Annotated in this window: 10 protein-coding genes; 3 read left to right on the top strand and 7 right to left on the bottom strand. The window is 71.1% G+C overall.

Going from position 1 to position 9,811, the window contains the following annotated elements; all coding sequences use genetic code 11:
• Positions 1-55: 55 nt before the first annotated feature.
• The 5 genes from ACFV6I_RS26210 to ACFV6I_RS26190 all read right to left on the bottom strand — a co-directional run bounded on the left by ACFV6I_RS26210 (position 56) and on the right by ACFV6I_RS26190 (position 3,808).
• Entirely contained in the window at positions 56-571 is a 516-nt protein-coding gene (locus ACFV6I_RS26210) for a MarR family winged helix-turn-helix transcriptional regulator (RefSeq protein ID WP_079135623.1), read from the bottom strand.
• 39 nt (positions 572-610) lie between these two features.
• Positions 611-1,420, bottom strand: a complete 810-nt coding sequence (locus ACFV6I_RS26205; protein WP_063351133.1) for an AIM24 family protein — start codon at positions 1,418-1,420, stop codon at positions 611-613.
• Positions 1,421-1,641: 221 nt separating this feature from the next.
• Positions 1,642-2,292, bottom strand: coding sequence for an AIM24 family protein (locus ACFV6I_RS26200; protein WP_063347778.1), 651 nt, complete (start codon positions 2,290-2,292; stop codon positions 1,642-1,644).
• A complete protein-coding gene (locus tag ACFV6I_RS26195; protein ID WP_079135621.1) occupies positions 2,292-2,930 on the bottom strand; it encodes an AIM24 family protein in 639 nt (212 codons plus the stop codon). The genes ACFV6I_RS26200 and ACFV6I_RS26195 overlap by 1 nt, the downstream gene beginning before the upstream one ends.
• An 80-nt stretch (positions 2,931-3,010) precedes the next feature.
• On the bottom strand, positions 3,011-3,808 hold the full coding sequence (locus tag ACFV6I_RS26190) for a DUF2127 domain-containing protein (RefSeq protein ID WP_380336718.1): 798 nt from the start codon (positions 3,806-3,808) through the stop codon (positions 3,011-3,013).
• Between the two features lie 311 nt (positions 3,809-4,119).
• Here ACFV6I_RS26190 and ACFV6I_RS26185 point away from each other — a divergent pair, with 311 nt between their 5' ends.
• Positions 4,120-4,431, top strand: coding sequence for a DUF3817 domain-containing protein (locus tag ACFV6I_RS26185; protein WP_371517107.1), 312 nt, complete (start codon positions 4,120-4,122; stop codon positions 4,429-4,431).
• A 104-nt stretch (positions 4,432-4,535) separates the two neighbouring features.
• Here ACFV6I_RS26185 and ACFV6I_RS26180 read toward each other — a convergent pair whose 3' ends face one another.
• Positions 4,536-6,164: a M4 family metallopeptidase gene (locus tag ACFV6I_RS26180; protein WP_380336715.1), complete on the bottom strand. Its 1,629-nt coding sequence runs from the start codon at positions 6,162-6,164 to the stop codon at positions 4,536-4,538.
• A gap of 416 nt (positions 6,165-6,580) precedes the next feature.
• The gene (locus tag ACFV6I_RS26175; protein WP_063347773.1) at positions 6,581-8,218 is read right to left on the bottom strand and encodes a M4 family metallopeptidase; all 1,638 of its coding nucleotides are present in this window, start codon (positions 8,216-8,218) and stop codon (positions 6,581-6,583) included.
• Positions 8,219-8,711: 493 nt separating this feature from the next.
• Here ACFV6I_RS26175 and ACFV6I_RS26170 point away from each other — a divergent pair, with 493 nt between their 5' ends.
• Together ACFV6I_RS26170 and ACFV6I_RS26165 are read left to right on the top strand one after the other, a co-directional pair.
• On the top strand, positions 8,712-9,251 hold the full coding sequence (locus tag ACFV6I_RS26170) for a MarR family winged helix-turn-helix transcriptional regulator (protein WP_063347772.1): 540 nt from the start codon (positions 8,712-8,714) through the stop codon (positions 9,249-9,251).
• A 77-nt stretch (positions 9,252-9,328) separates the two neighbouring features.
• Positions 9,329-9,670: a DUF3817 domain-containing protein gene (locus ACFV6I_RS26165; RefSeq protein ID WP_063347771.1), complete on the top strand. Its 342-nt coding sequence runs from the start codon at positions 9,329-9,331 to the stop codon at positions 9,668-9,670.
• The last annotated feature ends 141 nt before the right edge of the window (positions 9,671-9,811 follow it).

Raw genomic sequence — 9,811 nt, 5'->3', positions numbered from 1 at the left:
GCGCAGGGCCGGCCCCCGGTGGGGCCGGCCCTGGTGTGCTGGGGGCGGCGGCGCGTCAGGCACGGCCGCGGAGGCCGCGCAGGTGTTCGGCGACCGGGGCGAGGGCCTCGTACATGGCGTCGAGCTGCTCCTGGGTGAAGCGGTCGATGAAGTGGGCCCGGACGCTGCGCACGTGGTCGGGGGCGACCCGCTGCATGGTGTCCCAGCCGTGCTCGGTGAGGTGGGCGTAGAGGCCGCGGCGGTCGCCGGGACACTCCTGGCGCAGCACCAGGCCGGCGTTCTCCATCCGGGTGATCTGGTGCGAGAGCCGGCTCTTGGACTGGAGGGTGGCGGTGGCGAGGTCGGTCATCCGCATCCGGCGGTCGGGGGCCTCGGAGAGCACGACCAGGATCTCGTAGTCGTTGATCGCCAGGTTGTGCGGCTGGAGTTCGCGGCTGAGCTGGTACTCCAGCAGCTTGGCGACCTCCAGATGGGCGCGCCACATCCGCTGCTCCCTGGCGGTCAGCCAGGGAGTCTCCTCCTCGGGCTGCGACGGAGGGGTGTCCGCAGTGTTGATCGTGTGCGTATCCATGGGCTCAGCATACCCTATTTAGTTCAATATTGTACAAGTTTACAGGCCGAAACGTCGCCCCAGATCGCCCAGATTGCCGAGGCCTGGCACGTTGAGGTTGCCCCCGCCGTGGCCCGACGCCGCCGGCTGGGACGGCACCCCGCCCACCGGCACGCCCGCCTCGGCGTCCACCTGGCCCACCGACCGCTCGGCCATCAGCTTCTCGCTGGACTGCAGCAGCACCTGGCCGGCGCCGATGAACTCGAACTGGTGCTCCTCGCCGGAGGCCCCGCCCAGCCCGGTCAGCCGCCGGATGCCGCCGATCAGCCCGTGCATGTAGTCGTGGTCGTAGTGGTGGCACGGCGCCGGGCAGTCCGCCCAGCCGACCAGCGCCTGCGGGTCCACCCGGATCGGCGGCTCGACGAAGTGCACCGGCCCGTTGGAGGCGGCGACGAACTTCCCGGTGCCGATCAGGGTCAGGAAGCCCGGGATGATCGACTGCTTGAGCCGCAGCGACGGGTCGAAGGCCAGCAGGTTGCCCGAGCGGACGGTCAGGTTGCCGTCGTCCAGGTCGTAGGAGTTGAGGTCGAAGGCCCGGTCGGCCAGCAGCAGCTTGCCGCGGCCCTGGGCGACGACCCAGTCCGCCGCGTGCATCGGCGAGTTGAAGTGCTGGCCGATCACCCGGTCCAGCATGCCGGCGCCGACGCCCTTGAAGGTGATGTCGCCGTAGTAGGCGACCATCTTGCCCTTCTGCAGGAAGTACGAGCCGTTCAGGTCGACCGAGTAGGCGTACGGGTTGACGTTGTCGTTCACCGGCAGGCTGTACGCGTCGTGCACCACCGGGCCGGAGCCGCCGTGCGCGTTCGGCAGCGGGGCCTGTGGGCCGCCGAACTGCTCCTGGGCGTAGGCCTGTTGGGGCTGCTGCGGGGGAGGCGGCGGCGGGTAGCCGCCCTGCTGGGGGTAGCCCTGCGCGGGCGGGTGGCCCTGGCCGGGCGGCGGCGCGTAGCCCGGCGGGGGAGGGGCGGCGAAGCCGGGCTGGGTCGGCTGGTCGTACGGCGACTGCCCGTACGGCGGCTGCGGCGGGTAGGACATCAGAGCTTCTCCTCGCTCGCCTGGACGTACACCGCGCCCTGTCCGGACAGCTCCAGCTGGAAGGCCTCGCCGGAGCCGCGGCCGATCATGTCGCGCCAGCCCAGCGCCGTGGACAGCTTGTTCTGCACCTGGCCGCGGTGCGCCACGTACGCCTGCGGGTCGACGTGCACCGGCTGGCCCGGGACGATCGGCAGCTCGAAGACGCCGCCGTGCGCCATCACCGCGACCGAGCCCTTGCCGTCCAGCTGGGTGGTGAACAGGCCCTGGCCGGTGACCTGGCCGCGGACCATGCCCATCACCCCGCCCTGCGAGCCCATGAACATGGTGGACTGGCGCAGCGTGCCCTCGAAGGCCAGCAGCCGGTCCGCCTCGACGTACAGGGTGTCGCCGGCCAGGTCGATCACGTGCACGTGGTGGCCGCCGTGGCCGAACATCACCCGGCCCTGGCCCTCGACGGTCATCAGCGGGGTGTCCTCGTTGGCCACCCGGCGGCCGATCATCGACATCACGCCGCCCTGCCCGCCGGTGATGTTCGGCGTGAAGCGGACGTCCCCGGTGTACGCGAGCATCGCGCCGCGCTGGCTGAACAGCCGCTGCCCGGGCAGCACCACGGCCTCGACCATCTTGCCGTTGATCTTCGTGAAGCCCATCAGACGTCGCCCCCGATGGTGACCTTCTCCGACGGCTGCACGTACACCAGGCCCTCTCCGGTGAACTCCACCTGGACGGCCTCGCCGCCGCCCTCGCCGATCACCGTGGTCCAGCCCGCGCCCGACTTCAGGCTGCGGTGCAGGCTGCCGGTGTGCGCCACGTAGGCGCCTGGGTCCACCCGCAGCGGCTGGCCCTGGCCGACCCGCAGGATGATCGCGGGCCCGTTCGAGGTGACGGCGGCCCAGCCGTGGCCCTCCACCTTGGTGGTGAAGAGGCCGTTGCCGGAGGACATGCCGTTGAGTCCGGTGAAGGTGGTGCCGGTGCGCAGCGAGCCCTCCGTGCAGAGCAGGTTGTCCGCCTCGACGAACAGCGTCTCGCCGTTCAGCCGGACCAGGTTGATCTCGGTGGCCTTGTCGGCGAAGTAGCAGGTGCCCTGGCCCTTCACCTCCATGACGGTCATCTGCTCGCCGGTGAGCCGGCGGGCGACCATGCCGCGCAGGCCGTCCCCGCCGCCGGTCAGCTTCTTGAAGCTCATCTGGCCGGTGTAGGCGACCATCGAGCCGTGTCTGGCCTTGACGGCCTCGCCGGCCAACTCGACGGCGAGTACCCGGGATCCCTGGAGTCTGAACTGTGCCACGGCCGCAATCTAGCGGGCGCGGCCGGTGCAGGGGGAGGGGCGGGGGCGGAACTGGTACCGGTCTGCGACAAACGCGCCGGTCACGCCCGCGCGTGCGCCCCCCGAGCGGCGTGCGGGACGGCGCCGGCCGCCTCCTCGACCTCCAGCAGCGAGGCCGAGTGGCGCTCCGCCTCGAAGGCCACCACACCGCCGCGCAGCCCGAACAGCCGCTTGGACAGCATGATCCAGAGCACCGCGGCGATGTTCAGCACCAGCGTGCCGATCTTCACGGCGCTGACGTGCTCGCTCAGCTCGTAGCCCTCCAGCGGCAGGAAGGCGGCGGTGGCCACGACGGTGAGGTACTCGGCCCAGCGCCTGCCCAGCCAGAGGCCGACCGCCTCGACGATCTCGATCAGCGCGTAGGCCACCAGCGCGCCCGCGACGATCAGCAGGGTGCTCTTCCTGTAGTCGAAGGTCTTGCGGATGGTGTCGACGATCGGGGAGTGTTCGAGGTCCCAGTGGAAGTGGTCGGTGACCGGCCGGAAGACCGACAGGTTCTCGTCGAAGACCCGGTGCACGGCGTCCTGGCTGTTGGAGAACTTCCAGACGGCCCAGGCCACGATGATGATCAGCAGGCCGCGCAGCACCCGCTCGACGGCGAGGAAGCGCAGGATGAAGAGGTCCCGCAGCGCCTTGCCGCGCGGCACCAGCGGGGCGTCCTGCGCCGGGCCGGAGCCGTGCGGGGCGCCGAGCGCGAAGTCGCCGCAGCGCAGGCAGCGCCAGGCGTCGCCGAGGGCGGTCGCGGCGTGCAGCCGGGCGGCCAGCTCGGGCTCGGTCGGTGCGTAGGTGGTGTGGCCGCGCTTGGCGCAGGTCCTTCGGTCCCAGTCCCGCTTGAACATGTGGTCGCTACCCCCGGTCGTCCGATGTCTACGGCGCCCGGTGCGTCGGGCGCGGGCAGCAGGATAGGGGCAGCGGGTGACGGGCCGGCGCGACCCGCCGGGTTCTGGCGCACAGCTGTGACACGGACACGACGGCCGTGGGGTCGGGCGCGACGGCCGTGGCGCCGGGGCCGGACACGGCGGCTGTGACGTCGGGCACGGTGCCCACCCCGGCCGGGGCTTCGGACAGGTGCTCGGTGATAATGGCCGGAAGGCTTGTGAGTCGCTTCACAAGCAGGTCCGCCGCCGACCCCCGTATTGAGGTACCCATCGTGAACAGCAGCGCCGTCCACCGCCTGCGCCTGGTCTCCGGCCCCGAAGGGGTCTCGTTCATCCTGCTGCTGATCTGCTCCGTGCTGAAGCGGACCACGTCCTTCGACGGCGTCCCGGTGATGGGCATGGTCCACGGGATCCTGTTCATCCTGTACGTCGTCTTCTGGATCCAGGCCTGGCAGGCGCAGAAGTGGGACGCCAAGCGCGGCGTGCTGCTGTTCGTCCTCTCGGTGCTGCCCACCGGCGGCTTCTTCGCCGAGCGGATGCTCGCCAAGGAGGAGCGCGGCGAGCTGAAGCCGGCCACCGCGTAGGGACGCACCCCCACTGCGTGACGGTCGACAGGCTGCCGCGGCCTCCTCTCCCAAAGGGCCGCGGCAGCCTGTCGCCGTTTCTTACCGGGGGTGGCTAGGGGTGGCTAGTTGACGTTGACGCCGCTCCACGCGGCCGCCACAGTCTTGTACTCGGTGCTGGTGGCGCCGTACAGGTCGGTCGCGGCCTTCAGGGTCGCCGTGCGGGCGGCCTTGTAGTTGGTGGTGGAGGTCATGTAGACGGTCAGCGCGCGGTACCAGATCGCGGCCGCCTTGGTCCGGCCGATGCCGGTGACCGTCGAGCCGTTGGAGGTCGGGCTGTTGTAGCTGACCCCGTTGACCACCTTGGCGCCGCTGCCCTCGGACAGCAGGTAGAAGAAGTGGTTGGCGATGCCCGAGGAGTAGTGGACGTCGAGGTTGCCGACGCCCGAGTACCAGGAGTCCGCGGAGCTGCCGTCCTTGGAGGGCTTGTCCATGTAGCGCAGCGGCTTGCCGTTGCCGAAGATGTTGAGCTTCTCGCCGATCAGGTAGTCCGGCGGGTCCGCGGGCAGGTTGGCAGACCACTCGACCATGGTGCCGAAGATGTCGGAGGTGGCCTCGTTGAGGCCGCCGGACTCGCCGGAGTAGTTGAGGTTCGCCGTGGCGGAGGTGACGCCGTGGGTCATCTCGTGGCCGGAGACGTCGATCGCGGTCAGCGGGTTGGTGTTGCCGGAGCCGTCCCCGTACGTCATGCAGAAGCAGGAGTCGTCCCAGAACGCGTTGACGTAGTTGGAGCCGTAGTGGACGCGGCTGGCGGCGCCGACGCCGTTGTTCTTGATGCCGTTGCGGCCGAAGGTGTTCTTGTAGTAGTCCCAGGTGGCCGCGGCGCCGTACTGGGCGTCCACGGCGGCGGACTCGCGGTTGGAGGCCAGGCCGTTGCCCCAGGAGTTGCTGGTCTTGGCGAACAGCGTGCCGTTGCCCGAGGTGGCGCCCTTGAGGTCGGTGGTGGACTGGCCGCCGCGGGTGGCGTCCTTCAGCGAGTAGGTCGAGCCGCTCTGGGTGGTGGTCAGCGTGACGGTGCCGACGTTGACGCCCTTGCCGGTGCCGGTCGCGGTCTGCACCTGCTCGCGGGTGGACAGCACCTCGCCGGTGGCGGCGTCGGTGACGACCTGCTGGCTGCTCGGGGTGCCGTCGGCCCGCTCGCCGCGGACCACCGTGCGGTGGGCCAGCCGCGGCGCGCCGTCGGCCGCCCACACCACCAGCTCGGCCGCGCCCGCGCCGTCGACCCGGCTGAGCGCCGCCTCGTCCTCGTCGGCGGCCGTTCCGACGGTCGCCCGCACCGCGGCGGTGGCCCGCTCGGCCGCCTGCCCGGCGGCGAGGCCCGGGGCCAGGCTCGGCAGCGACAGGCTGCCGTCGAAGGCCCGGTCGACCGAGTCCACCGAGCCGTCGGCGCGCTGGTGGACGACCAGGTCGCCGCCGAGCACCGGCAGGCCGGCGTAGGTCCGCTCGTAGCGCAGGTGGCGTTCGCCGTTGGCGTCCGCGACGACGTCCTTGACCACCAGCCGCTCCTGGCCGCCGAGGGCCAGGGCCTGGGCGACCGGGCTGCTCTGCCCGGCGGCCACCGCGAGCAGCGCCGCGCGCTGCTGCTCCGGCGACGGGGCGGCGGCCTGGGCGGCGGGGACGATGGCGATCTGGATCACGCCGGCGAGCAGGGCGGTGGAGGAGAGTACGGCGCCGGCTGTCAGCTTTCGCTTCACGTGCGGGGGTTCCTTCCACGAAACCGCGTGTGCGCGCGGTTGCGCCGCGTACCGGGGCGCCGGGGTTGGCGCCGTTGGGGCGGTAGGGCGCGGACGTGCTGCTCCCGTGCGGTACCTGACGATCCGTCGATGGGTGGGGGTGACGGATGTCGGACGGGGCTTGGGCAGAAGCATGACAATCGATGGCAGGAAATGACAGACCACGGACAGGAATTGGCCGGGATCCGCCAGTGCTGGTGCGGATGGTTCGGCTGCCGCCCAGTGCCCGCTACGGGCGGTTCGTCCGGCTGGCGGGACTTCGCCACCCGGGGAGCGGAGCGGGCATGCGGGGGAGGGTAGGCGCGCAAGGGGGTGTGCGGACGTCCGGGACCGCCTTCCGCGGAGGCCCCGGACGTCCTGTCACCGTGCGCCGTACGTCAGTTGACGTTGACGCCGCTCCACGCGGCCGCAACCGCCTTGTACTCGGCGCTGGTGGCGCCGTACAGGTCGGAGGCGGCCTTCAGGGTGCCGGTGCGGGCACTCGCGTAGTTGGTGGTGGAGGTGAAGTAGACGGTCAGCGCGCGGTACCAGATCTGCGCGGCCTTGTCCCGGCCGATGCCGGTGACGGCCGAGCCGTTGGAGGTCGGGCTGTTGTAGCTGAAGCCGTTGATGCTCTTCGCGCCGCTGCCCTCGGACAGCAGGTAGAAGAAGTGGTTGGCGATGCCCGAGGAGTAGTGGACGTCGAGGTTGCCGACGCCCGAGTACCAGGAGTCCGCCGAGCCGCCGTCCTTGCTGGGCTTGTCCATGTAGCGCAGCGGGGAGCCGTCGCCGTTCAGGTTGATCAGCTCGCCGATCCAGTAGTTCGGCGGGTTGGAGGGCAGGTTGGCGTAGAACTCGACCATCGTGCCGAAGATGTCGGAGGTGGCCTCGTTGAGGCCGCCGGACTCGCCGGAGTAGTTGAGGTTCGCCGTGGCGGAGGTGACGCCGTGGCTCATCTCGTGGCCGGCCACGTCGATCTCGGTGAGCGGGTGGGTGTTGCCGCTGCCGTCGCCGTAGGACATGCAGAAGCAGGCGTCGCTCCAGAACGCGTTCACGTAGTTGGAGCCGTAGTGCACCCGGCTGGTCGCGCCGACGCCGTTGTTCTTGATGCCGTTGCGGCCGAAGGTGTTCTTGTAGAAGTCCCAGGTGGCGGCCGCGCCGTACTGGGCGTCCACGGCGGCGGACTCGCTGTTGGAGGCCAGGCCGTTGCCGAAGGCGTTGGTCGAGTTGGCGACCAGCGTGCCGGTGCCGGAGGTCTTGTTCTTCAGGTTGACGGTCGACTGGCCGCCGCGGGTGGCGTCCTTCAGCTGGTACGAGGTGCCGCTCTGGGTGGTGGTCAGCGGGACGCTGCCGACGAAGACGCCCTTGCCGGTGCCGGAGGCGGTCTGCACCTGCTCGTGGGTGGACAGCACCTGGCCGGTGGCGGCGTCGGTGACCAGCAGCTGGCTGCTGGGGGTGCCGTCGGCGCGCACGCCCTCGACGGTGGTCCGGTACGCCAGGCGCGGGTTGCCGTCGCTCGCCCAGACCACCAGCTCGGCCTTGCCGGTCTGGTGCACGGCCGCCAGCGGGGACTCGTCCTTGTCCGCGGCGACGCCGACGGTGGCCTGGACGGCGCCGGTGGCCTGCGCGGCGGCCTTGTCGGCCGGGATCTGCGGGGCCAGGCTCGACAGGCTCAGCTGCGCGGAGACCGCCTTGTCGACCGACTGCACCGCGCCGCGGGCGTTCTGGTGGACGACCAGGTCGCCGCCGAGCACGGGCAGTCCGGCGTAGGTGCGCTCGAAGCGCAGGTGCCGGGTGCCGTCCTGGTCCACCACGGCGTCCTTCGCCACCAGTTGCTCCTGGCCGCCGAGGGCGAGGGCCTTCGCCAGCGGGCCGGACTGGCCGCCCGCCAGGGCGAGCGCCGCCGCGTGCTGCTCGGCGGCCTGCGCCTGCGCCGCGGGGATCGGGCTGGCCTGGGCGGCGGTGCTCACCTGGACGACGCCGGTGAGCAGGGCGGTGGCGGAGAGTACGGCGACTGCTGCGAGCTTTCGCTTCACGGACGAGTCCTTCCGGGTAACCGCGTGTGGGCGGTCGCGCCTCGTCCCGGGGGCCGGGGTCGGCACCTGAGGGGCGGGACGGGCGCTGACGTGCGGACCCCGTGCGGTCGAGCGGCGAGCCACCGGCGGGTGGGGGTGGTGGCTACCGGACGGGGTTGGCGGAAAGCATGACAATCGAGCAAATCAAATGACAGGTCTTGCTCATGAATTGGCCAAGTCCCGCCAGCCGGAAGGATTGTGAACGGGCGGACAAAAGGTGCGAATCATCCTGCCTTTCAGCGGGTTACCATCCGAACCGAGGCCTGATAGTGCGGCTGCGGACCGATCGGCCGTCAACTCCGCTGCGCCCCGCTCCCGTTGCCGCGCATTCACACCGGCGCAATGTCCTGGTATGGACCTGGCCGCCCTTTTGGCGGGTTCCCGCCACGCGTCGCGCTTGTCCACCATCAGGACGGCTGGTAGCACCCGTCCCGTCCGCCGGTACGGTAAGGAGGTGCCCAAGCCCCTAGCCCTCGACTTCGACCCGATCGCCCGCGCCGACGAGCTCTGGACCCGCCGCTGGGGCGGGGTCCCCTCGATGGCGGCGATCACCTCGATCATGCGAGCCCACCAGATCCTGCTCTCCCGGGTCGACGCGGTGCTCAAGCCGTACGGGCTGACCTTCGCCCGGTACGAGGCGCTGGTGCTGCTGACCTTCAGCCGGACCGGCGAGCTCTCGCTGTCCAAGATCGGCGAGCGGCTCATGGTCCACCCGACCAGCGTCACCAACACCGTCGACCGGCTGGAGCGGGCCGGCCTGGTCGCCCGCCGCCCCAACCCGCTGGACGGCCGCGGCGTGCTCGCCGCGATCACCGGCCGCGGCCGCGAGACGGTCGAGGAGGCTACCCGGGAACTCATGGCGATGGAGTTCGGGCTGGAGGAGTACGACACCGAGCAGTGTCGGCAGGTGTTCGAACTGCTCAGGCCGTTGCGGATCGCCGCCGGCGACTTCACCGACGACCGGGGCGAGGGGGCTGCGCCGGAGCGGCCGTGAGGACGGCTACCCTCGTGTGAGCGGTGCGCGGATCCGGGCGTACCGGTCGATCCCTGCCGAACGAGGCGATGAAGAGTATGAAGGCGACCCCCCTGCTGGGCTGGTACCGGGCCCTGGCCATTGCGACCGGTGTGGCCCTGCTGGTGTTCTGCGGCTTCATGGTCGCGAAGTACGGCTTCGACGCGGCCGAGGACCTGACCACGTACGTCGCGATGCTGCACGGCTACCTGTACATCGGGTACTTCGTGGTGACCTTCCTGCTCGGGCAGAAGCTGAAGTGGCCGCTCGGCCGGATGATCCTGACCCTGGCCGCCGGCTGCATCCCGTTCGCCTCCTTCGTCTTCGAGCGCAAGGTGGTCCGTGAGGCCGCCGAGCGGCTCCCGGCCGGCGGCGACGCCCGCCAGCCCGCCGGCGTCTGATCCGACGCCCCGGCGAGGGGGCCCGCCGCCCCCCGGGGGGGGGGGGCGGCTCGGGGTGGGGGCCCCCCCGGGTGGGGCCCGCCCCCACCCAGAGCCAGAGGTGCGCGGCGGGGGGTATTTTGTGTGGGGGCTTTAATGGGG

It is taken from the genome of Kitasatospora sp. NPDC059803 (genome assembly GCF_042732255.1).
Taxonomy (GTDB): domain Bacteria; phylum Actinomycetota; class Actinomycetes; order Streptomycetales; family Streptomycetaceae; genus Kitasatospora.
This window is presented reverse-complemented; position numbering and strand designations above follow the sequence as displayed.